Raw genomic sequence first — 26,321 nt, 5'->3', positions numbered from 1 at the left:
GGATCGGCGGTTCCCGTTCGTCGTCTGAGCGGATCGCCGTCGGCAATGAGAGGGACCCTGTGAAGTACATGTTGATGATCTGCAGCGACGTGTCGGAGATGGTGCCGGGGGAGGCCGAGGCCACGGCGGGATGCGGCGGCTGGAGCGAGGAGATGGAACGTCGCGGCATCTTGCAGGGCGGCGCGGGGCTGCGGCCGAGCAGCGACGCCACGACGGTACGGGTGCGCGGTGACGACGTGCTGCTGTCCGACGGGCCGTTCGCCGAGACGAAGGACCAGATCGGCGGGTTCAGCCTGATCGAGTGCGCCGACCTCGACGAGGCCGTCGAGGTGGCCTCCAAGCACCCTGCGGCCCGGTACGGGCAGATCGAGGTCAGGCCGCTCTGGGAACCGTGACGCCCGAGGTCGAGGCGGCGGTCGCCGAGGCCTTCCACCATGAGTGGGGGCAGATCGTGGCGACCCTGATCGGCATGACCGGCGACTGGGACCTCGCCGAGGAGTGCACGCAGGACGCGTTCGCGCGGGCGCTGGAGCACTGGCCGCGCGACGGAGTGCCGCGCCGGCCCGGGGCGTGGCTCACGACGACGGCGCGCAACCGCGCCATCGACCGGCTGCGCCGCGAGTCCGTCGGCGCGGCGAAACTGCGGGAGGCGGCCATGTTGCCGGGCCCGGACGGAACCGATGACGACGAGACCGACGTCAGCGGGGTACGTGACGATCGCCTGCGCCTGCTGTTCACCTGCTGTCACCCGGCGCTCGCGTTCGAGTCCCAGGTCGCGCTCACGCTGCGCACTCTGGCCGGACTGACCACGGCCGAGATCGCCCGGGCGTTCCTGGTGTCCGAAGCCACGATGTCGCGGCGGCTGGTCCGGACCAAGCAGAAGATCCGCAATGCCGGCATCCCGTACCGCGTGCCACCGGCCCACCTGCTGCCCGAGCGCACCACCGCGGTGCTGGGTGTGCTGTATCTGCTGTTCAACGAGGGCTACGCGGCCAGCACGGGAGACGATCTCGTGCGCCGGAACCTCTCCGGCGAGGCGATCCGGCTGGCCCGCGTCCTCGTGCGGCTGATGCCCGACGAACCCGAGGCCGTCGGCCTTCTCGCGCTCATGCTCCTGCACGACGCCCGTCGCGCGACCCGGGTCGACGACGCGGGCGACCTGGTGACCCTGGAGAGGCAGGACCGCGCCCGCTGGGACGCCGGCGAGATCGCCGAGGGCGTCGACCTGCTCGACACGGCCCTGCGCCGGCATCGTCCCGGTCCGTACCAGATCCAGGCCGCCATCGCCGCCTGCCATGCCACCGCCACCGAGGCGGCCGGCACCGACTGGGCCCAGATCGCCGCACTGTACGAGCGGCTCGCGCTGCTGGTGCCGTCCCCGGTGGTGAGGCTGAACCATGCGGTGGCGGTCGGGATGGCCGACGGCCCCGCGGCGGGACTGGAGCTGGTGGAGGCGCTGGAGACATCCGGGACGCTGGCCGGCTATCACCTGCTGCCCGCCACCCGCGCCGATCTGCTCCGCCGCCTCGGCCGCACCGGCGAGGCCGCCGTCGCCTACCGTCAGGCGCTGGAGCTGGCCGGCACCGACACCGAGCACCGCTATCTCGCCCGGCGGCTGGCGGAGATGACCGACTGACCCGGACGGCGACGTGACACGGAAGAGGGCCGGCGGAACGTCCCGCGTCCGTGGCGTCGGTCAGGCCGTGGTGTCGGTCAGGCCGTGGTGTCGGTCAGGCCTGTGGTGTCGGTCGGGCCCGGGTGTCGGTCGGGGAAGGGCCCGTTCGTCGGTGCAGTGAACCCGAACCGGCGAACAGGGAGGCCTCAATGATCCACGACGATGACACCCGAGCCCCAAGGCGGCCGTCCACACCGCCCACCGGAGTTCGATCTCTGGCGCCGGGCGGCGAGATCGTGCCGGTCAACGGGGTCGATCTGTGTGCCGAGACCCTCGGTGATCCCGGCGACCCGGCGATCCTGCTGGTGGGCAGATCGATGGTGGAGTGGGAGGACGAGTTCTGCGAGCGGCTGGCGGGCGGCTCCCGCTTCGTCATCCGGTACGACCTGCGGGACACGGGGCGATCGGTCTCCTACGAGACGGGGGATCCCGGCTACAGCCTCCGTGACCTGGTCGCGGACGCCGCCGGGCTGCTCGACGTCCTCGGCCTGCCACGTGCGCATGTCGTGGGCTCGTCGGGGGGCGGCTGGATCGGTCAGCTCATGGCTCTCGACCATCCGGATCGGGTCGAGTCACTCACTCTGATCGCGGCGAGGCCCACGGCTCCAGGGCCGAGTGATCCCGACCTCCCCGACCACTCGGCGGAGATCATGGCCTTCATCATGGAGACGGCGCGGCCCGACTGGTCCGATCGGGCCGCTGTGATCGATTACCTCGTCGATTTCGACCGTGCGCTGGCCGGCCATGCGCGCCCCTTCGACGAGGCGGCCGCGCGCGCCCTCTCGGGGCGTGTCTTCGACCGCACCGCCAACGTCCCGTCGAGCCTGACGAACATGGCCTTCATCGACCACGGCGACCGTTGGAGGGAGCGGCTGCCGGCGATCAGCGCTCCGACGCTGGTGATCCATGGCGCCGACGACCCCTTCTTTCCGCACGGCAACGGCGTGGCCCTGGCAGAGGAGATCCCCGGTGCCGAGCTGCTCACCCTGGAGAGGACTGGTCACGCACTGCCCCGGGCGGTCTGGGACGTCGTGGTCCCGGCCATTCTGCGGCATACGTCCGGTACCTGATGAACGGCCATCGGAGGAGGACGGGCGCCGTTCGCCCGTGCTCGCAAGGTCCGAACCGTGCTGGTGCACTACCAGCGGGTCGAGCGGGACCGGTGATCCGGGCAAGCTCAGCCGGTGCCGAGCGAGATGGCGATGTCGTCGTCGTACTTCGTCTCGCCGGTCTCGCTCTCGGTGCTCGTTTCGATGACCAGATAGCGGGGCCGGAAGCCGGGCGGCACCGCGAAACAGAGCCGGCCCCTGATCGGTGGCGTGCCCGCGCGCACTTCGCCGCGGAAGGTCCGCAGTGCCGTGGCACAGGGTGGGTCCGGCACGATGACGGTGTTTCCGCGTCCCGCGCCGATCAGCGTGACCCGGTATTGGCCGTAGTCGTCGGGGCGGATGGCGTCGCCGGTCAGTCTCGTGGTCACCGGGACGATCATCAGGTCGAAGTCGTTGAGCCGGCCGGGCAACCCGGTGGGTGGACGGGTGGTCGGCGGGCCGGTGACCTGGATCGCGATGCCGTCCTCGGTCTCGACGGTTTGCCCGATGCGCCGCGTCTTGTCCGGGAGGAACCCCGCCTGGGAATACTCCCCCATGGAGTCGGGCAGCGGCCGGGCGTCGGCGATCTCGGGGCCGCGCAGCGCCCACGCGCCGGTGGGCACCGCGGTCAGGACGAGCACGGCCAGTACGGTGACCGGACGCCGGCGCGGCCGCTCGCCGCCCAGCCTCGCTCGTACCGGCAGGGTGAGGAGCAGTAGGAGCCCCGCCGCGAGGCAGTAGAGGACGAGCGTACAGATGCCACCGGCGACGCGGAGGTCGGCGGATTCCTTCGTGCTCCACACCTTCAGCACCCGTCCCGTCACCGTGGACCGGTGCACGACCACCGGATCCCCGTCATAGCCGGGGACGACCAGCCCGATGTGGTTGTAGTCGGCGATGTCGAGCGCCTGGCCGTCGGCGGCGAAGGCGCACGTGCCGATCGTGGAGTGACCGTCGCAGCACGTGTCGTAGGAGCAGCCATGTTGCGAGATCACCACGTTCTCCGGGGTGGTCGGTGCGATCACCTCCACCGTCCAGAGCGCGGTGAACGCCACCAGGCCACCGAGCAGGGCCACCTGGACGTAGGAGAAGACGACGCCCAGCAAGCCGGCACCGTCCCCCGAGCCGACATCCTCCGCCGAGGCGGCACTCTCACTCATCGCGCGTCACCACCTCCGCGTGCCTTCCGTTGGACCCCGCACCCCGGGGGTCCGGTTCCCGTGGGACCGCTCTCTCCAAATCGTGATCTAGGAATAGATTCTCGGCACTGGCGGTTCGGGCCTATAATTGAACGTTCTACTAATTTCGGAAGGGTGCCAGCATGCAGTTCGGGATCTTCACCGTCGGTGACGTCACCACCGATCCGACGACGGGCCGGACGCCCTCCGAGGCGGAGCGGATCAAGTCGATGGTGGCGATCGCGTTGAAGGCCGAGGAGGTGGGGCTGGACGTCTTCGCGACGGGGGAGCATCACAACCCGCCCTTCGTGCCTTCGTCACCGACCACGATGCTGGGCTACGTCGCCGCCCGTACCGAGCGGATCATCTTGTCGACCGCGACGACATTGATCACGACCAGCGACCCGGTGAAGATCGCCGAGGATTTCGCCATGCTGCAGCACCTGGCCGACGGCCGGGTGGACCTGATGATGGGCCGCGGCAACACCGGCCCGGTGTACCCGTGGTTCGGCAAGGACATCCGCCAGGGGATCCCGCTGGCCATCGAGAACTACCACCTGCTGCACCGGCTGTGGCGCGAGGAGGTCGTCGATTGGTCCGGCAAGTTCCGTACTCCGCTGCAGGCGTTCACCTCGACGCCGCGGCCGTTGGACGGGGTGCCGCCGTTCGTGTGGCACGGCTCGATCCGCAGCCCCGAGATCGCTGAGCAGGCGGCCTTCTACGGTGATGGCTTCTTCGCCAACCACATCTTCTGGCCCAAAGAGCACTTCATGCGCCTGATCGACCTGTACCGCAGGCGCTTCGAGCACTACGGCCACGGCGCGGCCGACCAGGCGATCGTCGGCCTCGGCGGCCAGGTGTTCATGCGCCGGAACTCCCAGGACGCGGTGGCCGAGTTCCGGCCGTACTTCGACAACGCACCGGTGTACGGGAACGGCCCGTCGCTGGAGGAGTTCACCGAGGGGACGCCGCTCACCGTGGGCAGCCCGCAGCAGGTGATCGACAAGACCCTGACGTTCAGGGAGCACTTCGGCGACTATCAGCGGCAGCTGTTCCTGATGGACCATGCAGGTCTTCCGCTCAAGACCGTCCTGGAGCAGCTCGACCTGCTGGGGGAGGAAGTGATCCCGGTGCTGCGCAGGGAGTTCGCGGCTCTGCGTCCCGAGCACGTGCCGGTGGCGCCGACCCACGCGAGCCTGCTCGCGGCGGCAGAGGCGAGCCGGAACCAGACCGAGCAGGCGTCCCGTTGACCGTGCGCAAGCTCGCGGTGGTGTCCGCCGGCCTCAGCGTGCCGTCATCGACCCGGCTGCTGGCCGATCGGCTCGCGGCGGCGACCCGCCGATCCCTGGAGTCGCAGGGATTCCGGGTCGAGGTCGAGCCGGTCGAGTTGCGTGATCACGGCCACGATCTGATCAACAACCTGCTCGCAGGCTTCCCCTCGGGGAGCCTGGGGAAGGCGATCGACGGTGTGGTCGGAGCCGACGGGCTGATCGCGGTGAGCCCCATCTTCAATGCCTCCTACAGCGGCCTGTTCAAGACGTTCTTCGACGTCCTCGAAGCGGGCTCGCTGGCGGGCAAGCCGGTGCTCATCGCGGCGACCGGCGGAACGGCCCGTCACTCGCTCGCGCTCGAGCACGCCATGCGCCCGATGTTCGCCTACCTGCGCTCGGTGGTCGTGCCCACCGCGGTCTACGCCGCCTCGGAGGACTGGGGGAAGGGCGCCGACGGAGACGCTCGTGCGCTCACCGAACGCGTCAGCCTGGCGGCCGGCGAACTCGCCACGCTGATCGGCGACCGCATGCCGTCGGGCCGGCCCGACCCCTACGCCGAGCCGACCCCCTTCGAGGACCTGCTCGCCGGCGGCTGACCGCGGATCGCCGCGCCAGGTCACCGGCGGCAGCGCCGCTCCGGCCGTGCCGTATCGGGTCACGCTTCGGCGCGCGCCCGATAGGCCGTCACGGCCATGGCCGACAGCAGTACCGCGAGGACCGCCCAGTAGATCGTGTCCAGCGGGTCGCGCGGCTGTAGCGACAGCCGGTCGCCCGCCACCGCCATCCCCGGCAGCAGGTAGACCGCGGCCGCGAGCACCCAGCGTGGGCTGCGGGCGACGGCGGTGGCCCACACGCCGGCGAGCAGGAGCCCGCCTTCCAGCCCCGCCCGGGCGAGCGTCCACACCGAGGAGAAACCCCAGTACCCGGCCAGGCCGAGCCGGGCGAAGACCAGCGCGACGATCGGTACCGCGACCCACCACCACGAACGGGTGCGCAGTGGCAGTGATCTCTGTGCCGCGAGGACGACGACCCCTGCCGCCAGCATCCAGTAAGGCGTCAACGACACCCAGTTCGAGTACACCGGGGCATAGAACGGCAGTCGGTCCAGCGCGTCGACGTCGAACATCAGCTGCCGGCTCACGCCGAACACCGCGGCGAGCGCCAGCGGCAGCGCCGCCAAGACCCAGCCCCTCAGCAGGAGGAGCACCAGCGCCACCGAACCGGCGATCCATCCCGACCGCGACCCGACCCAGGCGTCACCCGCCCCGGTGAAGCCGGTGAAGGCGTACGCCAGATTCACCACCGCGAGGATGAGGACGCCCAGATGCAGGCCGTCGGCCCACCACCGGGTCGGCCCGTCGGCCGCCCGCCGCGCCCGCGCGGTGAACCCGGCGACGGCGAGCCCGGTCGTCTCCCGTAGTGAGGGGATCCGCCGGCCGGCCGCGGACGCCTCCATCAGCGTGCCGACGAGCTCGGCGCCGTGCGCGTCTCGATAGCCGGGCGGGTAGGTCCGCAGCAGCAACCCGTACCACGCCTCTAGGAAGGATCGCCGGGGCTTGTCCTCGATGACGGCGTCAGTGCTCATGCCGGTGCCGTTCCCGTACGCGGAATCGTTCGTCTCGTCACGATCTCGGCTGCCTGTTCCATGCGTTTCGCCTCTCTGGACACGGCGTGCTGGCCTTCGTCGGTGATCCGGAAGTAACGACGGGGTCGTCCCTCGACCGTCTCCTCCCGGTCCACCACGATCAGGCCGCTGCCGGTCATCCGGTCGAGCGCGCCGTACAGGGTTCCGACGGCGAGCCGCACTCGCCCGCCGGACTGCTCCTCAGCGCGCTTGATGATCCCGTAGCCGTGCAGCGGGCCATCGAGGAGCGCCGCGAGGATGAAGTACGTCGGTTCGCTCATCAGCGGTGATCGCTTGATCATGGAGGAACCATATATCGGCGCTCGAAGTATGCCAACCGATTCCTCGCAAGTGGGCGCCGCGCGCGTCTGAAGTGGCGACCCGGGGGACCGCGTGAAAGTGTGTCCGAATATCATCGCTCCGACGTGTCAAAACCCCCCGACCCTCCAGGTGGAGCGCAGCGAGCGAATCTCCGACCGGTGTCCCTCGCGAGCGTGGCGCCGGCGGTCTTCCTGCCCGCCCTGATCTTCGAGATCGGCATCGGCGCGGTCACTCCCATGATCGCGTTGGGCGGGCGTGAACTCGGTGCCTCCGTCGGCGCGGCCGGGCTGGTGCTCGCGCTGCTCGGCGTGGGGCAGATCCTCGGGGACGTACCGGCCGGGGCTCTCGCCGCCCGGCTGGGAGACCGCAAGGCGATGCTCATCGCCGCCGCGGTCGCCGCGGTGACGCTTCTCGGCTGTGCCATGGCCCGTACGCTCTGGCAACTGGCACTGGCCGTCGCCGCCACCGGGGCGACGAACGCCGTGTTCACCCTGTCGCGGCAGTCCTACCTGACCGAGGTCATCCCCACGGGACTGAGGGCCCGGGCGCTGTCCACGCTCGGCGGCATGTCACGGGTGGGCGCGTTCGTCGGCCCGTTCATCGGCGCCGCGGTGGTGCACGGCCGCTCCGCGCGCGACGTGTTCTGGCTGGCCCTGGCGTGCACGGTGGTGGCCGGGCTGGTCGTCCTGCTCGTGCCCGACGTGGCCGAGCCCGCCCAGGGGGCGAGCCCCCGGCCGGCGCCGGTCTCCGTCCGATCCGTGGTGGCGCGGCATCGGCGGGTCTTCATGACCCTCGGTGTGGCCGTCCTCCTTGTCGGATCGGTGCGCGCCACCCGGCAGGCGGTGCTGCCTCTGTGGGCCGAGCACCTCGGCCAGGATCCCTCCACCACGAGCATCGTCTTCGGGATCGCCGGGCTCGTGGACACCCTGACCTTCTACCCCTCCGGGAAGGTCATGGACTGGGCGGGCAGACTGTGGATCGCCGTCCCGTCGATGCTCGTACTCGGGCTGAGCCAGGCCGTCCTGCCGCTGACCCACGGACTGGTGTCGCTGACCGTCGTCGCCATGCTCATGGGGTTCGGCAACGGGATCGGCAGCGGGATCTTGATGACCCTCGGCGCGGACGTCGCGCCGCCGGAGGCCCGCTCGCAGTTCCTCGGCGGGTGGCGCCTGTGCGCCGACTCCGGCAGCGCCGGTGGGCCGCTGGTCGTCTCGGTCTTCGCCGGGCTGGGCAGCCTGGCGGCCGGCATCGCCGCGATGGGTGCGGTCGGGGTGGTGGCCGCCGCCGCCCTGCTGCGCTGGGTGCCGCGATACTCGCCCTTCGCCACGACCGGAACGCGTTCGCGTACGCCCACGCCGACGCAGGACTCGCGGGCGCCGTCATCGCCGCGGTGCGCTCCGGAGGAACCGCCATCAGCGGCATGCGCTCCTGGCGAGGCGTTCTATCGGTTCAAGATGCGATTGCCTGGCAGCGGCCGCTGCGATGATCCAGAAAAATCTTGATAGACATCATCAAATAGGCAGTGCGTCATCTCCCGAGAATCATGAGGGCACGCTACACCATTAAGTCAAAGGGAAACGACTTCGTCCCGATGCAGAGGTGACGGAATGCTGCCAAGAATACCTGGAAAACCCAGAGACGCGCTGTAAACGTCACCTTTTGGGCGGGAGCATCCGAAAAGTCGGTCTTGGGTGACGGCGACTCGAAGTGCACGCGGCTCGTAATCGCGGAAAGGGTATTCAATTGGCATTGAAATTTAACTGGCGGGGTACTGCAGACGGCGGAGTCCGTCCGGTCCCAGGGCGTCAGCAAGCGGTTGCCGTGGGAGCGGACGACTCTGCCAGAGCTGACGTGCTGCGGCTGTTCGCACTCACATGGGCAGCGGCAACGCTCTTTCACGTGTGGGCCACTCCGCTCTCCCAAGCCGTGCTCCTCACGCCGCGCTGGGTGGCCATCGTCCATGTGGGGCTCGTCCTGGCGGCTGTTTGGGTGCTGCGGCGGCCTGAGCTGATCCACAGGCTCTTGGTTCTCGGCGTGGTTCAGGTGCTCTCCGCCTGGGTGGAGATGCCGGCCACCAGCAACCACTGGCTGCTGGCCATGCTGGGCGCGCTTGGGTTGCTACTCGCCGCCGCGTCGAGCTGGGCGACCGACCGCACTCTGGACGCTGCGGAGGTGGCTCGCCGGTTCCTGCCGGTTGGTCGGGTCACGCTGCTGGTCGCCTATGGCTTCGCCGCGTTCGACAAGCTCAATGCGGGTTTCTTCAACCCGTCTCGGAGTTGCGGTTCGTTCATGGCCAGCGAACTGCTGACTTCGTACGGCCTGCCCGCGATCACGGCTTCCGGCCTTGGAGCCTGGAGCGCCATCATCGGCACGGTCGTCATCGAGTGCTCGGTGCCGATCCTGCTGCTCATACGCAGGACCAGGTACGTCGGCGTTCTGGTAGGACTTCTCTTTCACGGTTTCGTAGCCCTCAACCTCACTAAGTTCTACACCCACTTCTCCGCAGTCCTCCTCGCTCTGTTCCTGCTCTTCCTCCCGCCGTCGTTCGCCGTGTGGTCGAGCGCACGGGCCCGCGAGTACATCAATACAAAGGTTGCGATCAATTTCGTGACCTGGATTCCGGTGTGCCTGAGCCTCTTTCTCTGGGTGCGGCCGGGCGTGGCGGCACGCCAGAGGGTGGGGGAAGTCGGAGTGCTGCTGTGGCTGATGTTCGCTACTCTGGTGATCGTCGCTTTGGTGACATTCCTGTGGAGATTCCGCCCTGAGACGCCGCCCCGTATGCTGCTGGTCACTCCACGGTGGCTGATGGTAATTCCTCTGCTGGCCTTGGTGAACGGCCTGACGCCGTTCTTCGAACTGAAGACGAGAAGCAGCTTCAACATGTACAGTAATCTCGCCACGATCGGAGGCCACAGCAACCATCTAGTGATTTCTCGGACGTGGCCGCTGAGCGATGTTCAACGTCATCTGGTGACGGTGCTCGAAACGGACGATCCGCGGCTGCAGTGGTATGCGGCCAAGCGTTACAGAATTCCGCTACAGCAATTGCGAGTGTATGCCGCCCGCCAACCGGATAGGCGCCTACGCTACGAACTGGCCGGTGTCGTGAGAGACGCGTCACGGATCGGCTCCGACCCAGTCCTGTCCCGGCCGGTAAGCGGCTGGCGGATTAAGTTGCAGCCGTTCACCGCGGTCCCCATGGCGGATTCGCCGCCGTGCTACGACAGGTATCGGGTAGCGTACTGAGATGATCTCGTGCGCTCAGCAGCGCAGGAGGTGAAGCCGTGACGCAACGGTGGATCTTGTTGTGCGTAAGCGTCGTCGCCTGCCGGTGCGAGTCCGGTCCGGGTAATCGCCGGGGAGTCCGGTAAAAGGCTGGTGGCTTGGTCTGGAAACGGGTCGGGCGTCTCAGCGGCGGACGGCCGGCTCGGTCCGCCATCGAGAGGGGGACATGGTGGCCGAAGGCGAAACCGATCTTCCGGTGAAGATCGGTGCACCGGCACGGCGCGCATTGGCCGGTGCCGGCTATGTACGTCTCGAGCAGTTCGCCGAGGTACGGGAACCGGACCTCATGAAACTGCACGGCATGGGCCCGAAGGCGATGGGCATTCTCCGCGCGGCCCTCGAAGAGCGTGGCCTTTCCTTCCGGGACCGATAGCCGCCCACCCCGTCCCCATCGCCTTGTACGCGGTCGTCCAGTGCCCCTACGGGACCAGGCGTCACGGATCGTGGACCTTGCCCGTCACGGCCGCGGAGATCGCGTTCCGCAGGCAGTACGGCCACGAGGAGCTCGAACAGCGCTTCGATGCGGCAGAGATCATCCCCACCGATCCCTCCAGGCCTCGGTCGCCTAGGAGCGCCAGGATCGGCGGCATCCGGCTAGACCTCTAGAGGTCGAGGTCTCCGGCGCGGATACGGCCGAGCAGATCGCCGAAGGCGCCTGGTGAGACGGTCAGGTGGCCGGTGTCCGGATCCTTGCTGTCCCTGAGGCCGACGCCGTCGTCGAGCCGGGCCGCCTCGACGCACTCCTGGCTGCCTGCGCCTCCGCCGCCGCTGCGGCCGGCCTTCCGCCAGGTGATCATGAGAACCCCTCCATCGCTTTGATGATGAGATCTCGCGAAGCATCCCATGGTAGGGCGCTTGCGCCAATTCGGTCCCAACGTACCCCGAAGTCCCGTACTTCGCCGCTTTCCTGGACCAGTCGTCCGCCTCCGGGTGCTTCGACGAAGACAAGCTCACCGGTTTCCATGGTCAAGCTGTTGAAGGAACCGTCCAGGCCGAGGTGGAGGCCGGCTCGCTGTGGTACGACCCGTATCGTCACATGCGGTAATTCCGCCGCGTCCCGCAGCCGGGCCAATTGATCGCGCATGATCTGTGGGTCGCCCACGGGGCGGAACAGCAGGTTCTCATCGAGCAGCACCCATACGAGTGGTCGTTTTTGCCGGGTGAGGACCTCTTGCCTTTTCATACGACCTTCCACGGCCGCTTCGATGTCTTCGACCATCTGGAAGGCCGTGATCAAGGCTCGGGCGTATTCGGGGGTCTGGAAGAGCCCGGGGATCAATGAGAGCCGGTACGTGCGGATGATCAGCGCCCGGGCCTCTCGCTCGGCGTAGTCCCCGAACCAGTCAGGGTCGTGTGCGGTCCTGGCATACCGAACAAGTCGCTGAAAATGCCCGTTGAGTCGTAAGCAGGAATCGAGTCGCTCGGCTTGGTGCTCGTTCATGTTCCAGCCGTCGCGGGCGTGCTCGATGTTCGACACAGTATGCCGGTTGCAGCCCATGACCAGGGCCATCTGGGACAGCGAGCGCCCATCTCGCTCTCGGAAGAATCGCAGGTCCGAGGCGATCCAGTGCTTGAACGAGGTATCCGGGTTCAGGTACTCGACGGGGGGCATATGTGGCTCTCAGATGTGTCGGGAGTGTTATCGATACGCGACAAGTTAGCCCGAGCGCACCACTCTTGTCAGCGGGAACGGCAATGAGCAAGGGCGGTGGAAATGGGTGCAATTATCGGTGTGCCGGGAAAGGTGCGGCTAGAGGTGAATCTGGTACCTGTTCCGCAATCTGTGGCCATCGCGCGGGTCTTCGTCAGGCATCAGCTGATCAGCCTTCGGTACGCCGACCGGATCGAAGACGCGAGCCAGATCGTCTCGGAACTGGTCACCAACGCCGTCAGGGCGACGGCCTCTGCCTCCCCCGGTGCCCTGGGCCGGATCCGGCTGTTCCTGGGTCCTCATCACGGCCGCCCGCTGCTGGAGGTCTGGGACTCGTCCCCGGAGCCGCCCGTTCCCCGGGAGCCGGACTTCCGATCCGAATCCGGCAGGGGTCTGAACATCGTCCGATCACTGGCCATCGACTTCGGCTGGTACGAGACCGAGGGAGGTAAGACCGTATGGGCACTGCTCAGATGACGGGCGTTTCATGGGTGGCCTGAGTGCCCGTTGCCACGGTCGTGGCACCGCGCCCCCCGGCCCCTGCCCGTGATCATGCAGTTGTTCCGCATTACGACGGCTTGTCAGGGGTGTGCGCGAACAAGTGCATGATCACGCGACGAGGTCGCACCCCTACTTCCGTGATCATGCAGTTGTTCGCACCGTCAGGCCCCGCTATGGGTGTTGCACGCGATTAACTGCATGATCACGGGTGAGGTGCGGGGGCTCACGTGTTGGATGGCGTCGGATCCGCTCTTGGGGACGGCGGCCCGGGCGAGGGCGGCGGGCGGGGCCCGGCCCGGCCGTCCGGGACGTCAGGCCTCATAGGATGAGCCGATGCGCAGCCTGCGGGCCGACCTCGATCGCCCGGCGATCGACGCCTTCCTGTCGGCCGCGGACGCGGTCATGAACAGCAACACTCTGCTCCTCAAGGCCCGCTCCGACGCGCCGTTGAACGATCAGAATGCGGCGGCGACGCTGGGCTCCTTCCTCGAGGACCCCCTGTTCCTCGAGATGATGCTCGCCGCCGATCGGATACGGGGCTGGTACAACCTGCAGGAGCATGTACCGGAGACGGGCGGGTTCGCGGCCGGCGGAACGGGCTCGCTGGTGCGCGGGAGCGGCGCCCTGACACTGGACCGGCTCGACGCGGCGGGGTTCGCCGACCGGCTGGTGTGGATGCTCTGCGACTCCTCCAGTCCCTACCGGCGACATCTCGGCAGGGAGCGGGCCAAGGGCCTGGTCGAAGCCTTCATGCGAGAGGTGCTCGATCCCGGTTCCCGGCCGGTCACCGGCGACGGCGCCCGAAGCGACTGGTCACGAACCGGATGGTCCTTCGTCTCCGTCCGGCCGGACTTCCTGTGCTCGACCGGCTACCACACCGGCGAGCCGCCGGAGGATCCCGCCTACTTCGACGGCGGTGACTCCGACACCGCGTCGCTGTTCTACCGCGACGACGTCTTCTACCTGCTGCTGACGAACGGCAGCCCGTAGCCGCCGTTCTCAGGCGTCGTCGTGCCGCCTCACCCGGGTCCGGTAGGGGCGGAAGCCGCGACGACGGTAGTTGGCCAGCGCGTTCGGATGATCCATGGTCGAGGTGTGCAGCCACACCCGGCTCACTGACGCTGCGCCGAGCGGCTCGACCGCCCATGCCTGCCTGACGGTCAGGGTCAGCGCGTGGCCGCCCAGCCCTCTGCCGACGAATTCGGGGAGCAGACCGAAGGTGGTGATCTCCACTTCGCCGTCTGATTGCGGTTCGAGGTCGGTGATTCCGGCGAGCTCGTTCTCGTACCGGATGCTCCAGTACTGGCGCAGCGGATGGGAGAGCCATTCGGTCCATTCCTCGTCCGACCGCACTGCGCTGGGCCAGCCGTGCGGGGCACCGATCCGGACCTGCGTCGCCGCGATGAGGGGGGAGGCGCGGTCGATCCGCTCGAGGACCATCCCGGGCACCGGCCGTGCCGGGTTCAGCTCGTCGGCACTGGTCATCTGCAGATATGTGATGATCTCTTCCACCGAACCCATCGTAGGGCCGGGCCGGAACCCGGTTCCGAGGTCACGGCCACGGCGGCCGGAGGCGCCGCAGCCGGGTGGCGGTGACCTGACGGCCGTCGAGGACGGCGTCGGCGTCGCTCGCGTCGTCTTCCGCTACCCGTCCAGCTGGAAACCGGCGGCCTGCCGAGTGAAGAGCCTGGCGTACTCGCCGCCGAGCTTCATGAGCTGGTCATGGGTGCCCTGCTCGGCCACCTCGCCGTCGGCGAGCACGACGATGTGGTCCGCACCGCGGACGGTGTTGAGGCGATGGGAGATCAGCAGGCTGGTGCGCCCGGCGCGGTGCCCGCGCAGCCTCTCGTGCACGGCGTACTCGGCGTCCGGGTCGAGGCCGGAGCTCGGTTCATCGAGGATGAGGAGGTCAGAGGTGGCGGTGCGGATGACGGCTCGAGCGAGCGCGAGACGTTGCCATTGCCCGCCGGACAGGAGCAGGCCCTGTGCCGCGTCCTCCTCGTCGTCGGGGGCGAAGAACCGCGACAGCATGGTGTCGTAGCCGCGCGGCAGGCCGGTGAGCTTGTCGTGGACCTCCGCCCACCGGGCCGCGGCGTGGATCCGTTCCGGTTCGTCGAGCGCGCCGATGTCGCCCACGGCGATGTTCTCGGCGGCGGTGAGGTCATAGGCCATGTAGTCCTGGAACACCGCCCCGATGCGGCTGCGCAGGTCAGCGACCTTGAAGTCGCGCAGGTCGGTGTCGTCCCAACGAACGCTGCCGCGCTCTGGGTCGTACAACCGGCACAGCAGCTTGACGATCGTGCTCTTGCCCGCGCCGTTGAGCCCGACCACGGCCACGCTCTGCCCGTACGGGATGGTCAGATCCACTCCGCGAAGCACCCACGGGTGGTCCTGGCCGTAGCGGAACCACACGTCGCGCAGTTCGATGCCGCGCGCGAGCGGGCGCACTTCACCACCGGTTGAGGGCTCGGACAGGTCGGGCCCGGTGCTGACGACGTGCACATAGTGCCCGGCGAGAATCAATGCCTCGTTGAGCTGGGCGAGCTGGATCACGATGCCCGTCAGCGAGGACTGCAGGCCGGCCACGGCGGCGGTGAGGACGGCCAGGTCGCCGACGTCGGCCCGGCCTGCCGCGACCTGCGACACCATCATGATCAGGCACGCCCCGGCGACGATCGCGCTGAGGGCGGTCAGCGCGGCGTTGTAGCGGATGGACAGCAGATCCAGCCGGCGTTCCGCCCGCTGAGCGGTGGTGAGCTCGCCCAGCATGCGGCCGCGCAGGAAGGGACCGACCCCGAACAGCCGGATCTCTTTGGCCGCCTGATGGTCGGTCGCAAGTCGCTGGTAGAAGATCCGCCGGCGTTCGCTCGGCGCGATCTCCCACATCATGGAGGTGCGTCGCCGCCCAAGCCGGAACTGCACCAGCAGTTCGGGCAGGGCCGCGCCGGACACGAGTACGGTCAGCAGCGGGTCAACGGTGCTGAGAACGCCGAGGAAGCCGGCGATGGTCACGGCCCCGCGCACGAGGGCGAGGGCGGACTCGACGACGACCTGTGGCGTGGCCTGGCCGGACTGCTGCGCGAGCTGGAGCCGGTTGTGGAACTCCGGGTTCTCCAGCCTCGCCAGCCCCTGCATGCGGCACACGGCGACGAACAACTCGTCGCTGGTGTGGCGTACGATCCGGCGTTGCTGCTCACGGTGGACGAAGGCGGTGACGATGGGCAGCAGCGCCATCGCCCCGCCCGCGGTGGCGAGCAGGGCGGCCAGGACCGTGACCGACGGGCCGGAACCCGCGACGAGCCGGTCGATCAGCAGCTTGGTGAGCCAGGCGATGGCCACCGGTGCCGCTCCCGTCACGACCGCGCCGGCCATCTGGATCAGCAGAAAGGCCGGGCCGGCCCGCCAGACCAGGGAGATGGTCGCCCGCAACGACCGGACGGGTGATTCCGGCGCAGCGGCGGGCGGTCCTACACCCGTGCGGGCTCGGTCAGGCACTGTTCGACCTCGTAACCGCTGCCGAGGATGGTCGCGTCGGGGCCGACCAGATAGAACCAGGGAAAGGCGTCGGCCGCGAACGCGCTGCCTATGCCGCCGGGGCCGGTGTGCAGGACGACCTCGACGTCGTCCTTCAGCGCGGCGAGCAACTCCGCGGGATCCTCGTCCCCGCTCTTGATGACGGCCAGCGCACGAGTGGTCTCGGCGGACCGGTCACGGACCGCCGCCACGAAGGACGGCACTCTCGGCAGGCAGACTCCGCAGTCGGTGCTGAAGAACCCGACCAGCGTCCTTTCCCCGGACAGGTCTTCGGCGGTGACCTTTCGGCCCTGTGTCGTCTCGGCGGTGAAGGCGGAGACCTCGGCGCCCAGGGGCAGGCCGGGTGCTTTCTCGGACATGCCGTGTCCCTGGGACCGTTCGCTTTCGTAGGTCCGCAGCCTCCTCACAATCCCGAAGGTCAACAGCAGGTTCAGGGCGACGAGCCCGCCCAGCACGACGATGGCGGCGACCACGAGGGTCATGGAGCACGACCTTTCCGACCAGAGGGGATTCAGCGAAAAAGGAACATCAGGTCGTCGAGCCCGGCGACGACGCCGACGAAGGCGGCCGCCACCAGCAGGCACAGCGGCACGGCGGCCGGCTGGATCGAGGCGCCTTCGACGCCCGGGGTGAGCGCCGCACCTCCCAGTGCGCACGCGGCGAGCACGATGTTGCGCACGACGTGCCGCCAGGCGATGGGTTCCTCGCGCACACCGAAGCACCGGCAGGGCTCGGCCGCCCCGCGGCGCAACGCGGTCGCCAGCGCGATCGCGAACACCGTCAGCACCACGCCGGCCGACACGAGCCCGACCATCCCGGTCGCCGGGACGGCCGTCAAGACGACGATTCCCGACTCGACCGCGATGACGCCCACCGCCACCGGCGTCGCGAACCGGCGGGGAACCCGCCCGATACGCCGCACCGACCCGGCGAAACCGGTGAAGGCCTCCCGGCTTCGGACCTTGCCGACGAAGGAGACCAGGAAAACCCCCGCGACCAGGGCCCGAAGCGTCATCACGAGATAAGCCATCAACGATCCTTGCCTGCCGTGAGACGAATGAAGACCTCAGGGCACCGCACCAGGGACAAGATCAGCGCCCAGTGTGCACAAAGTTTCCCGGCAGGGCAACGCCGTCACAAACGGGAGACCTTAAATGGGATAAAACGCTCTTTTCCGTCAAAACATGATCATGGGTTGACACGCGGCGGCGACCGCCTTCTAGGATGTGCACTGAAATGGCGATTTCTGCCCTAAATAGGCAATAGTTGTAGGTAGTAGTGTCGTTTGCGGGTTCGAGATGAGGCGAATGATGGTCATGGTCAACCGGCTGGCCGACCGGATGCTGGCCCTGTTCATGCCCCGCGGTGAGGCGTTCGCCGACTTCTGCGACCGCCCGTCCTGCGGATGCTTCTATCAGCATTGTTACTGTGTGGGTTCCAAGGCCTACACCAAGTTGTGCGACGGCGGTTGCAATGGGATCCCGGTCTACTGTTCCTCTACCGGGTGTCAGTTCCGCAACTTTTATTGCGCCTAGGTTCTCGTAGGCCGGGAGAGAACGCGACGGTTCGACTATGGGTGTGATCGCCACGGTCGTCGTCATGGTCGTCGCCGGGTTGGCATCGGTCGTCGGCGTGGAAAGGGTCATGCGTTTCCGGCGGCGATGGGTCGTCATCAGAGTCCGCGGCGAGAGCATGTACCCCACGCTCCTGCCCGGCGATGAGGTGCTCGTTCGCCGGTGTGGCGCGAAGGACGTCTCGACGGGCGACATCGTCGTCGTCGAGTCGCCGAGCCGAGATCGCCGCTGGGCGGCGCCACCCGCACGTCGCTGGACGTCCGAGCGGCGTTGGCTCGTCAAACGGGTCGCCGCTCTCCCCGGTGACCGGCGGCCAGGCGCGGTGGCGGCCACCGTGGAGACCCGGGAGGTGGTGCCTCCCGGCACCCTGATCGTGCTCGGCGACAACGCGGGGTTCGACTCGCGAGCCTTCGGCCTGCTCCCGTCCGAACGGCTGTTCGGCGTCGTCGTGCGCCGGATGACGCGGTGACGGTACGGGGCCGGTCAGCGGAAGTCGCGGCTGCGGCCGGCGGCGGCGACCGGGAGGCGCCGTAGCCGGGTGGCGGTGAGGTTGATCGCTCCGTCGTGGCGTTCGAGCCGCCCGTGGACCAGCAGCCCCGACGACCGCAGCGCGATCGACTTGTGGCGTTCCCACACCTGCGGGCGGCAGATCACGTTGACCATGCCGGTCTCGTCCTCCAGGTTGAGGAAGATGATCCCGCCCGCGGTCCCAGGGCGCTGACGGTGGGTGACCAGCCCGCCGACGATGACGTTGGTCTCGCCCGGCAGATCCTTCAGTGTCGCGGCGGTGACGGCACCACGCTCGGCGAGCTCCTCCCGCAGGTGCGCCACCGGATGGGTGTGGGCGGCGCCGGTGGCCCACAGGTCGGCGATCGTCTCCTCGATCGGGGTCATCTCGGGCAGCGGGGGCGCGGTGCCTCCAGGGGTGGTCCCCGGTAGCTGGCCGGGCCGGATCTGGGCCGCCGCCCCGGCCGCCCACAGGGCTTCGCGCCGGGTGAGCCCGAAGCAGCCGAAGGCCCCGGCGGTGGCGAGGGCCTCCAGCGCGGCCGCCGGCAGGGGGACCCGGCGGACGAGGTCCTCCATGTCCCGGTAGGGGCGGCCGGCGGCGATGTCCCGCGCCGTGTCCCTGTTGAGATCGCGTACGGAGGCCAGGCCCAGCCGCAGCGCGGGCTGCGGCGACTCGGGGGCGTGCGGGTGGGCTTGGGCGTTCCCGGGCGCCTCGGCGGCGCGAACAACTGCATGATCACGGTGGGAAGAGGGGGAGGGGGGCTCCAGGGCGGCGTCGGCGTCGGAGGCGTTGACGTCCACGCCGCGGACCACCACGCCGTGTCGCCGCGCGTCGTCGATCAGCGTGTGCGGGTGGTAGAAGCCCATCGGCTGGTTGCGCAGCAGCGCCGCGCAGAACGCCGCGGGGTAATGCCGTTTGAGCCACGCGCTGGCGTAGACCAGATGGGCGAAGCTCTGCGCGTGCGACTCGGGGAACCCGAAGCTGGCGAACCCGAGGATCTTGTCGTACACCTGCTCGGCGACGTCCTCGAGGATGCCGCGCTCGGCCATGCCGTCCAGCAGCCGGCGCCGCAGCTCATGGATGCGCTCGGGGGCGCGCTTGGCGCTCATGGCCTGCCGGAGCCGGTCGGCCTCGTCGGCTGTGAAGCCCGCGCAGTCGACCGCGAGCTGCATCATCTGCTCTTGGAACAGCGGCACGCCGAGCGTACGGCGCAGCGAGCGCTCCATGAGAGGGTGCGGGCAGGTGGCCTCTTCCAGACCGCTCCGGCGACGCAGGTACGGGTGCACCGAACCGCCCTGGATGGGGCCGGGCCGGATCAGCGCGACCTCCACCACCAGGTCGTAGAACCGGCGGGGCCGGAGCCTCGGCAGCGTGGCCATCTGCGCCCGCGACTCCACCTGGAAGACCCCGACGGTGTCGGCGTCGCACAGCATGTCGTAGACGAGCGGGTCCTCGGGCGGGATCGAGTGCAGGGCGTATCGGCGGCCGTGGTGCTCCGCGACCAGGTCGAAGGTGTCGTGCAGCGCCGACAGCATGCCGAGCCCGAGCAGGTCGAACTTCACCAGCCCGGCGGTGGCGCAGTCGTCCTTGTCCCACTGCAGGACGCTGCGGTTCGGCATCCGGGCCCACTCCACCGGGCACACCTCGCCCACAGGCCGGTCGCAGATCACCATGCCGCCCGAGTGGATGCCGAGATGGCGCGGCAGCTCCTGCATCCGCTCGGCCACGGCCGTCACCGGAGCGGGCACGCCGGCGTCGGGCGGCGGCGGCTCGTGCGCGCCGGCCTGGTGGGACCAGGCGTCCTGCTGGCCGGGGGAGTGGCCGAAGGCGCGGGCGGCGTCGCGCAGCGCCATTTTGGGGCGGTAGGAGATCACGTTGGCGACCTGGGCCGTACGGTCCCGCCCGTACTTGCGATAGACGTACTGGATGACCTCCTCACGGCGGCGGTGCTCGATGTCGAGGTCGATGTCGGGCGGCCCGTCCCGGCCGGGGGACAGGAACCGCTCGAACAGCAATCCGTGGCGTACGGCGTCGACACCGGTGATGCCGAGCGCGTAGCAGACCGCCGAGTTGGCCGCCGAGCCGCGCCCCTGGCACAGGATGTCCTCACTCCGGCAGAACGCCACGATGTCGTGCACGATGAGAAAGTAGCCGGGGAACCGGAGCTGCTCGATGACGTCGAGTTCTCTCGCGATCTGCTCATAGGCCCCCGAGGTGGTCTCGGCGTCCGGCGGTCCGTAGCGGTCAAGCGCCCCTTCGGCGACCAGGCGCCGCAGCCAGTCCGCCTCGGTGAGGCCCTCGGGCACCGGCCAGTCCGGCAGGTTCGGCGCCACGACCGTGAAATCGAACGCGCAGGCCCGGGCCAGCTTTACGGTGCGCTCCCGTACGCCGGGGAAGCGGGCCAGCCGGACCGCCATCTCGGCCCCGGACCGCACGTGTGCGGTGCCGTTCGCGGGCAGCCAGGCGGCCATGTCGTCCAGGCTCGAGCGGGCCCGCACCGAGGCGAGCACCTGCGCCAGGGTCGCGTCGGCCGGAGCCGCGTAGTGCACGTTGCCGCTCGCCACGACCGCGACGCCGGCCCGGACGCCGAGCTCATGCAGCAGATCGTTGCGGGCGTCGTCGCCGGGCTGGTCGTGGTCGGTCAGCTCGACGAACACGTTGCCCCGGCCGAACATCCCGACCAGCCGGCCCAGCTCCCGTTCGGCGGCCTCCGGCCCGTGCTCGCGCAGGGCCCGCGGGACGGCGCCTTTGCGGCAGCCGGTCAGCACCGCCCAGTGGCCGTCATGGGCCGCCGCCAGCATCTCCGGGTCGTAGACCGGCCGTCCCTTCGCCCCGCCCGCGAGCTGGGCGGCGCTGATGACCGCGCACAGCCGCCGGTAGCCCTCGGGGTCGCGGGCCAGCACCAGCAGATGCTCGCTCTCCGGATCGCGCATGCCGGTCTGCGGCGCGGACAGGCCGAGGCTGAGCTCGGCACCGAACACCGTCCGCACCTCCGTGCCGCGGGCGGCCAGGGCGAACTTCACCGCGCCGTACATCCCGTCGTGATCGGTGATCGCCATGACGTCCACGCCGAGCCGGGAGGCCTCGGCGACGAGCGCCTCCGGGCTGGACGCGCCGTCGAGGAAGCTGAAGGAGGAGTGACAGTGCAGCTCCGCCCAGGCGACGGCGTGCCGTCCGCCGGCCGGCTCCCCGCCAGGCCGGGCGGCCGTCGGCAGCTCCCGTACCTCACCGTTGTCCCGCCCGTGAGGCGCGGAGCCGGAATCACCGGAATCACCGAGATCACCGGAGCCGCGGGTGCCACGGGTGCGCCAGGACAGGCGCCGCTCGAACTCCTGCCACCGAATGGGCGGATTACCCCAGCCCACGGCCGGTCCTCCTCGCCATGCCGGCCGGCCGGGCGCGGTGCTCGGTCGGCTCAGTCGTAGGTGGCCTCGACATGCCACTCGCCCCCCTCCACCGCGACCAGGTACGCCGCGTCGGCGGTGACGAGCTGGAAGCGGGCCCGGCGGCGGGACCGCTCGGGGTCCCACCAGTACTCGGTGGCCGGCCATGGCCCGGTCCACGCCGTCACGGGTGCCGCCGGGCCGCCCCCGACCGACAGGTGGGCGGGCGGCGCGGACACCGTGGAGCGGGCCGAGACCATGACGAGGGCGCCGGCGGCGTCGGTCACCACCGCCGGCACCGGCTCCGGATGAACGACGGCCGGCGCCGGGGCGGGCAGCCGCCCCGGCCAGGGCCCCTGTGCGGGGAGCGGCGGTGGGAGATCGCCCAGCGGCACCCGTACGACCTGGTCGCCCGGCCCGCGCCCGCCGACCAGCACCGGCTGGGTGATCGCGTGATGACCGAGCATCGCCTGGATCCGGGCCGCCGCTCGTGCGACCCGGTCGGCCAGGTCGGTCTGCCCCCACAACGCCTGCTGCCGGCCCTCGTCGGGAACCAGCTGATCCGGGCAGAGCCGTAGGCGCGCGATCCCACCGGTGCCCTCCCCGGCTCCTTCTCCTGCTCTTTCGCCGGCTCTTTCGCCGGCATCGTCAGCCGGCTCCCCGGGATGCCAGGCGGCCAGTTGCCAGCGGACCCGTTCGGCCACCGCGAGCGAGGACAGCGCACCGTCGTGCCGCCACAGCCGCGCCATCTCGCGCCCGTCGTCCCAGGCCACCTCGATGCCGAGCCGCACACAGGCCAGCCCGGCGGCGGCCAGCCCCGCGTGCAACTCGTCGGCGAGCGACTTCGCGGCGAAGACCACCCGGTCGGCCCGGTCGGCGGGCGGGTCGAAGTCGGTGTTCACCGACAGGTCGGCCCGCCCGGGCTGTGGCGACACCGGCCGCGGCTCCAGCCCCCGGGCCAGCCGGTGCGCCACCCGGCCGTCGGCGCCGAATCGCTCGGCGACCCGCTCCACGGGCAGCGCCGCGAACGCTTCGAGCGTGCGGACGCCGAGCCGGTCCAGCAGGCCGGCCAGCTCGGGACGGCCGAGGACGGTCACCGGATAGGGCGCCAGGAACTCCGCCGACCCCCTGGGCGGCACGATCGACCCGCCGTCGCCGGTGCGGGCGGCGAGCTCGGCGGCGAACAGCCCGTCGGCGATGCCGGCCCCGCAGTCGAAGCCGAGCTCCACCACGGTGTCCTGGATCAGGATCCGCAGGGCCTCCTCACCCCCGTGATAGCGGGCCGCCCCACGCGCGGGCAGAGCGCACATGCCCGGCCGCACGACCTCCACCCATGGGGTGACCTCGGCGATCGCCGCCGCGACCCGCTCGAACAGCCGCCCCTCCGCGTCGGGGTCCCTGTCCCGCACCTCCAGTTCCGGCGCGTGCCGCTGCGCGTCCCGCAACCGCTGCCCGCGGCGCACCCCCGCCGCACGAGCGGCGGCCGTGCACGCCGCGACCTGGCCCTGCGCCACGACCGCACCCGCCGTGGCCGCGTCGATCCCCACCGCGGTCACCGGCCAGTCCGGGCACCAGAGCACCAGTGCTCTGCTCATTGCGCTCGCTCCGCTCGCGGGCTCTTCAGGCACAGACCCCGCGGGCCCGCTCGCGGCGCCTTGAGCGCGGCCTTCGCCGGCGGGCTCGGGGACGGTTCCGCAGCGGTCGTAGAGGCAGAGGGGGAAGGGCCGGGGGTCATGTGGCCACCGCAAGCGGAGGGTGCAGGGGGCCGGGGGCGGTGGTGGTCAGGTCCCTGCCGCCGGCGGTGCTCGCGGCGGTGATCTGGCCGTCCGGGTCGGGCAGCCACACCCAGGCCTGGCGGCCGGGACCCGCGGCGCCGCGGCCCTCGGCCTGGATCAACGCCTGCCGACCGCGCAGGTGGCCGTGGCCGTTCCCCACCCCGACCCATGACGCTTCACGCACCTGGAGCCGTACGTGCGCCCCCTCCCACGCTCCGGCGGACACGAGTACGGAGCCGTGCCGCCGGGCCAGCGCGGTGAGGCGGCGTACCACCGTGGGGTTCGGCCTCCCGGCCGGCCGCAGCAGCACGACCTCCACCCCCTCGAGCAGTGCCGCGACGACCTCCGGCCACCGCTGACTCGGTTCGTCGACCAGCACCAGCCGCGCCGGCTCGATGCCCATGCCGGCGGCGGCCACCACACCAAGCTCCGGCACTCCCACGACCGCGCACCAGCCACCGGCCGAGGACGCCTCGGCCATGAGCGCCAGCCCCAGCGAACCCGCGGCCGGACCCGTCACCGACACCACCCAGCCGCGGCGCAGCCCGTTTCCGAGCACCGGCTCGAGCGCACTCGGCACCGGCACCGGCATCTTCGTACCGGGTTCCGGCAGTGCGCTACCGATCGGAACCGCGCCGACCTGCGCCGATATCTCCACAGGAACCCCCACGACGACCAGCGTCGAACATCAGTTCGACAAAGTCAAGTCGATCGACGCGAGGGCCTCCGGCGGATCGCCGACCGACTGTGGGGGCCTGGTGGGCCATCGCGCCGCCGGGCCCTGGCCTCCGGCGTGCCCGTCTGGAGCGAGCGTCCCAGAGCGCTGGAGCGACTGCGCTCCGCCCTTAGGGGCTTCTATTTGCGTTTACGACAAAGAAGTTATTTGGGTATTGAACGGCATACAACATGCTCTGTCGCATTAGCTGTAAAATGTCCGAAATTGCCATGATTCAATGTTGAGCTGGACAGTGCAATCGAGTCGCTTAACGCATTCAACGGGCGGAGATGGGTGCGCCCACCGCAGTCCGCCAAAATGAGTACCGTGTATTAAAATTCGGTCTTCAAAGCATGGTCGCGAGGTCAAGTCGGGACATCTTGTTGTTTATGCCGCTTGCCCTATGGGGATTGCGTTACTGGAAGAATCGGCATGGAGTCAGGTGGTGAGCCCATTGGTGCGTGTACTGCCCGGTTTGATGGCCAGATTTCGTGCCAGAGACCTACTCCGTTCCATAGAAACTCGATTCAGCCTGCACGACTTGAATGCTCCAAGGAGGTAGTTTCAATGAGAATTACCAAGCATCTGGCAATCGCCGTCTCCAGCCTGGCCTTTGCGGGGGCGGCCGCCTTCGGTACGGCTTTCGCGGTCCCGGCCACGGCGGCCATCCCGGCAGGTGGTGGCGGAGACTTCCAGAGCGAAGACTTCGTCATAGAGGAGGGCGACTTCTTCCTGAACGAAGAGAATGACCCGCACCACCCGCACTAAGTGAGAACGCCGGTCACGGCATCAACCGGGTAGTGGTGATCTGGCTGCGACCCGCATGGGGGCATTGCCGCGGCAACAGGGTCCCGCGCCGTGAGCGCGGGACCCTCTCTGCGGATCCCAAATGAGTTGGATGATTTTGCAGTAGATCAACGCGCGTCTCCTTGACGCAGGATGGACCCATGACCCCGCTGCAGCTCACCCTGTTCGCCGACGACGGTGTCCGGATCGACGCCGGGCACCTGCCCGGTCCCGGCGACGTCTGCGTGGTGCTCCTGCACGGGTTCACCTGCAACTGGCGACAGCCCATGCTGCGCCGGATCGCGGCGGTGCTGAACCGGACCGGGGGAGTGCTCTGCCTCGACTTCCGCGGGCACGGGCGCTCCGGCGGACGCTCGACCGTGGGTGACCGCGAGGTGCTGGACGTCGACGCCGCCGTGACACACGCCCGAGGGCTCGGTTACGGACGGATCGCCGTAGTGGGCTTCTCGATGGGCGGGGCGGTCGCCGTGCGGCATGCGGCACTGCACGGCGGGGTCGACGCGGTCGTCTCGGTGAGCGCACCGGCGCGCTGGTACTACCGGGATACGGTGATGATGCGGCGGGTGCACTGGGCCATCGAGCGGCCCTCCGGGCGGCTCGCGGCCCGGTTGGCCCGCGGCACGCGCATCGCGGCCAAGGGCTGGAACCCGGTCCCCGCGGCGCCGCATGAGCTCGCGGACCGGATCGCGCCGGCGCCGTTGCTGGTCGTGCACGGCGACGCCGATCCGTTCCTGCCGATCGAGCATGCCGAGCAGTTGTACGGCGCGGCGCGGGAGCCGCGCGAGCTGTGGATCGAGCCGGGTTTCGGGCACGCCGAGGTGTCCGCCACACCCGTCCTGATCACGCGCATCGGGAACTGGATCGCCTCGGGGACCGCGTAGCCCGGCCGGGAAATGCCTGGTGGAGGCCCGGATCCGGGCCGGCCCCAGCGTCGCCGGTTCGCCTCCAGACGGAGGATTCTCACTCGAAGTCAGAACGGATTGACAGAAAATGGCGGCGTACGGGGCGGGGGGAGCAGACAATAGAGGCCATGTCAGGGAGCCACGACCTATACGCCGCCGCCGCGTTGAACGAGGCGGACCGGCTTCGTGAACTGCTCGCTCAGGGTGCCGATCCCAACCAGGCCGACGAAGACGGCTTCACCCCGCTTCACCTCGCCTGCCAGGAATGGTCGGTGGACGCCGTCCGGGAGTTGATCGCCGCGGGGGCCGCCGTGGACGCGGCCACCGAGAGCGGTTACACCCCGCTGATCCTCGCGACCTTCCGGGCCGACGGCCGTGACGAGGTGATCGAGATGCTGCGCGTGGCCGGTGCCGACCTGCGCCGTGCCGACGTACATGGTCACACTCCGCTCGACATCGCCAGGCTGACCCGGGACTACAGCCTGGAGTGGAAGCTGCTCTGCGAGGCCACCGAGGGCCGGAGCTGACG

Annotated in this window: 26 protein-coding genes; 14 read left to right on the top strand and 12 right to left on the bottom strand. The window is 69.5% G+C overall.

The window, feature by feature from the left end:
- From HKK72_RS14945 to HKK72_RS14935, 3 genes are all read left to right on the top strand, one after another.
- A partial coding sequence (locus tag HKK72_RS14945) for a YciI family protein (protein WP_261986827.1) occupies positions 1-395 on the top strand: 395 nt, incomplete at its 5' end.
- Positions 392-1,636, top strand: a complete 1,245-nt coding sequence (locus HKK72_RS14940; RefSeq protein WP_187234955.1) for an RNA polymerase sigma factor — start codon at positions 392-394, stop codon at positions 1,634-1,636. The genes HKK72_RS14945 and HKK72_RS14940, both read left to right, overlap by 4 nt.
- Before the next feature lie 188 nt (positions 1,637-1,824).
- Positions 1,825-2,745 (top strand): alpha/beta fold hydrolase, encoded by a 921-nt coding sequence (locus tag HKK72_RS14935; protein ID WP_187234954.1) that lies wholly within the window; start codon positions 1,825-1,827, stop codon positions 2,743-2,745.
- 107 nt (positions 2,746-2,852) lie between these two features.
- Here HKK72_RS14935 and HKK72_RS14930 read toward each other — a convergent pair whose 3' ends face one another.
- On the bottom strand, positions 2,853-3,923 hold the full coding sequence (locus tag HKK72_RS14930) for a hypothetical protein (protein ID WP_187234953.1): 1,071 nt from the start codon (positions 3,921-3,923) through the stop codon (positions 2,853-2,855).
- Positions 3,924-4,084: 161 nt separating this feature from the next.
- Here HKK72_RS14930 and HKK72_RS14925 point away from each other — a divergent pair, with 161 nt between their 5' ends.
- Together HKK72_RS14925 and HKK72_RS14920 are read left to right on the top strand one after the other, a co-directional pair.
- Positions 4,085-5,191 carry an LLM class flavin-dependent oxidoreductase gene (locus HKK72_RS14925; RefSeq protein ID WP_187234952.1) on the top strand — a complete coding sequence of 369 codons (1,107 nt, stop codon included), beginning with the start codon at positions 4,085-4,087 and terminating at the stop codon, positions 5,189-5,191.
- Positions 5,188-5,808, top strand: coding sequence for an FMN reductase (locus tag HKK72_RS14920; RefSeq protein ID WP_187234951.1), 621 nt, complete (start codon positions 5,188-5,190; stop codon positions 5,806-5,808). The genes HKK72_RS14925 and HKK72_RS14920 overlap by 4 nt, the downstream gene beginning before the upstream one ends.
- Before the next feature lie 59 nt (positions 5,809-5,867).
- Here HKK72_RS14920 and HKK72_RS14915 read toward each other — a convergent pair whose 3' ends face one another.
- Together HKK72_RS14915 and HKK72_RS14910 are read right to left on the bottom strand one after the other, a co-directional pair.
- Positions 5,868-6,797: a hypothetical protein gene (locus HKK72_RS14915; RefSeq protein ID WP_187234950.1), complete on the bottom strand. Its 930-nt coding sequence runs from the start codon at positions 6,795-6,797 to the stop codon at positions 5,868-5,870.
- Positions 6,794-7,138 (bottom strand): PadR family transcriptional regulator, encoded by a 345-nt coding sequence (locus HKK72_RS14910; RefSeq protein WP_187234949.1) that lies wholly within the window; start codon positions 7,136-7,138, stop codon positions 6,794-6,796. The genes HKK72_RS14915 and HKK72_RS14910 overlap by 4 nt, the downstream gene beginning before the upstream one ends.
- Before the next feature lie 177 nt (positions 7,139-7,315).
- Here HKK72_RS14910 and HKK72_RS14905 point away from each other — a divergent pair, with 177 nt between their 5' ends.
- The 3 genes from HKK72_RS14905 to HKK72_RS14895 all read left to right on the top strand — a co-directional run bounded on the left by HKK72_RS14905 (position 7,316) and on the right by HKK72_RS14895 (position 10,815).
- Positions 7,316-8,659 carry an MFS transporter gene (locus HKK72_RS14905; protein WP_222720717.1) on the top strand — a complete coding sequence of 448 codons (1,344 nt, stop codon included), beginning with the start codon at positions 7,316-7,318 and terminating at the stop codon, positions 8,657-8,659.
- A 349-nt stretch (positions 8,660-9,008) separates the two neighbouring features.
- Positions 9,009-10,403, top strand: a complete 1,395-nt coding sequence (locus tag HKK72_RS14900) for a hypothetical protein (RefSeq protein WP_187234947.1) — start codon at positions 9,009-9,011, stop codon at positions 10,401-10,403.
- A 235-nt stretch (positions 10,404-10,638) separates the two neighbouring features.
- Positions 10,639-10,815, top strand: a complete 177-nt coding sequence (locus tag HKK72_RS14895) for a DNA-binding protein (RefSeq protein WP_315987263.1) — start codon at positions 10,639-10,641, stop codon at positions 10,813-10,815.
- A gap of 229 nt (positions 10,816-11,044) precedes the next feature.
- Here HKK72_RS14895 and HKK72_RS14890 read toward each other — a convergent pair whose 3' ends face one another.
- Positions 11,045-11,239, bottom strand: a complete 195-nt coding sequence (locus HKK72_RS14890; RefSeq protein ID WP_187234945.1) for a DUF397 domain-containing protein — start codon at positions 11,237-11,239, stop codon at positions 11,045-11,047.
- Entirely contained in the window at positions 11,236-12,054 is an 819-nt protein-coding gene (locus tag HKK72_RS14885; protein ID WP_187234944.1) for a DUF5753 domain-containing protein, read from the bottom strand. Before HKK72_RS14885 ends, HKK72_RS14890 begins: the two co-directional genes overlap by 4 nt.
- A 144-nt stretch (positions 12,055-12,198) precedes the next feature.
- On the opposite strand from HKK72_RS14885, the gene HKK72_RS14880 reads away from it, so the two are divergent.
- Together HKK72_RS14880 and HKK72_RS14875 are read left to right on the top strand one after the other, a co-directional pair.
- Positions 12,199-12,570: an ATP-binding protein gene (locus tag HKK72_RS14880; RefSeq protein WP_187234943.1), complete on the top strand. Its 372-nt coding sequence runs from the start codon at positions 12,199-12,201 to the stop codon at positions 12,568-12,570.
- 357 nt (positions 12,571-12,927) lie between these two features.
- Positions 12,928-13,584 (top strand): hypothetical protein, encoded by a 657-nt coding sequence (locus HKK72_RS14875; RefSeq protein ID WP_187234942.1) that lies wholly within the window; start codon positions 12,928-12,930, stop codon positions 13,582-13,584.
- Positions 13,585-13,593: 9 nt separating this feature from the next.
- Here the strand turns inward: HKK72_RS14875 and HKK72_RS14870 are convergent, their stop codons facing one another.
- From HKK72_RS14870 to HKK72_RS14855, 4 genes are all read right to left on the bottom strand, one after another.
- A complete protein-coding gene (locus HKK72_RS14870; RefSeq protein ID WP_187234941.1) occupies positions 13,594-14,106 on the bottom strand; it encodes a GNAT family N-acetyltransferase in 513 nt (170 codons plus the stop codon).
- Positions 14,107-14,238: 132 nt separating this feature from the next.
- Entirely contained in the window at positions 14,239-16,023 is a 1,785-nt protein-coding gene (locus HKK72_RS14865; protein WP_261986826.1) for an ABC transporter ATP-binding protein, read from the bottom strand.
- A 38-nt stretch (positions 16,024-16,061) separates the two neighbouring features.
- Complete coding sequence (locus tag HKK72_RS14860; protein ID WP_187234940.1) at positions 16,062-16,610, bottom strand: TlpA family protein disulfide reductase; 549 nt, start codon at positions 16,608-16,610, stop codon at positions 16,062-16,064.
- 29 nt (positions 16,611-16,639) lie between these two features.
- Positions 16,640-17,158, bottom strand: a complete 519-nt coding sequence (locus HKK72_RS14855) for a MauE/DoxX family redox-associated membrane protein (protein WP_187234939.1) — start codon at positions 17,156-17,158, stop codon at positions 16,640-16,642.
- A gap of 542 nt (positions 17,159-17,700) precedes the next feature.
- Here HKK72_RS14855 and HKK72_RS14850 point away from each other — a divergent pair.
- A complete protein-coding gene (locus HKK72_RS14850; protein WP_187234938.1) occupies positions 17,701-18,171 on the top strand; it encodes a S26 family signal peptidase in 471 nt (156 codons plus the stop codon).
- Between the two features lie 14 nt (positions 18,172-18,185).
- On the opposite strand, the gene HKK72_RS14845 is transcribed toward HKK72_RS14850, so the two are convergent.
- The 3 genes from HKK72_RS14845 to HKK72_RS14835 all read right to left on the bottom strand — a co-directional run bounded on the left by HKK72_RS14845 (position 18,186) and on the right by HKK72_RS14835 (position 24,038).
- Positions 18,186-21,575 carry an error-prone DNA polymerase gene (locus HKK72_RS14845; protein WP_187234937.1) on the bottom strand — a complete coding sequence of 1,130 codons (3,390 nt, stop codon included), beginning with the start codon at positions 21,573-21,575 and terminating at the stop codon, positions 18,186-18,188.
- A gap of 50 nt (positions 21,576-21,625) precedes the next feature.
- Entirely contained in the window at positions 21,626-23,188 is a 1,563-nt protein-coding gene (locus tag HKK72_RS14840; RefSeq protein WP_187234936.1) for a DNA polymerase Y family protein, read from the bottom strand.
- A 136-nt stretch (positions 23,189-23,324) separates the two neighbouring features.
- Positions 23,325-24,038: a hypothetical protein gene (locus HKK72_RS14835; RefSeq protein ID WP_187234935.1), complete on the bottom strand. Its 714-nt coding sequence runs from the start codon at positions 24,036-24,038 to the stop codon at positions 23,325-23,327.
- A 612-nt stretch (positions 24,039-24,650) separates the two neighbouring features.
- On the opposite strand from HKK72_RS14835, the gene HKK72_RS14830 reads away from it, so the two are divergent.
- The 3 genes from HKK72_RS14830 (at position 24,651) to HKK72_RS14820 (ending at position 26,319) form a co-directional block, all read left to right on the top strand.
- Positions 24,651-24,851: a hypothetical protein gene (locus tag HKK72_RS14830; RefSeq protein ID WP_187234934.1), complete on the top strand. Its 201-nt coding sequence runs from the start codon at positions 24,651-24,653 to the stop codon at positions 24,849-24,851.
- A 179-nt stretch (positions 24,852-25,030) separates the two neighbouring features.
- Positions 25,031-25,771, top strand: a complete 741-nt coding sequence (locus HKK72_RS14825) for an alpha/beta hydrolase (RefSeq protein WP_187234933.1) — start codon at positions 25,031-25,033, stop codon at positions 25,769-25,771.
- Positions 25,772-25,920: 149 nt separating this feature from the next.
- The gene (locus tag HKK72_RS14820; RefSeq protein ID WP_187234932.1) at positions 25,921-26,319 is read left to right on the top strand and encodes an ankyrin repeat domain-containing protein; all 399 of its coding nucleotides are present in this window, start codon (positions 25,921-25,923) and stop codon (positions 26,317-26,319) included.
- The last annotated feature ends 2 nt before the right edge of the window (positions 26,320-26,321 follow it).

The organism is Actinomadura sp. HBU206391 (assembly GCF_014323665.1).
GTDB lineage: Bacteria > Actinomycetota > Actinomycetes > Streptosporangiales > Streptosporangiaceae > Actinomadura_C.
Note: the sequence above shows the minus strand (reverse complement) of the source record. Positions and strands in the feature narration are given on the sequence as shown.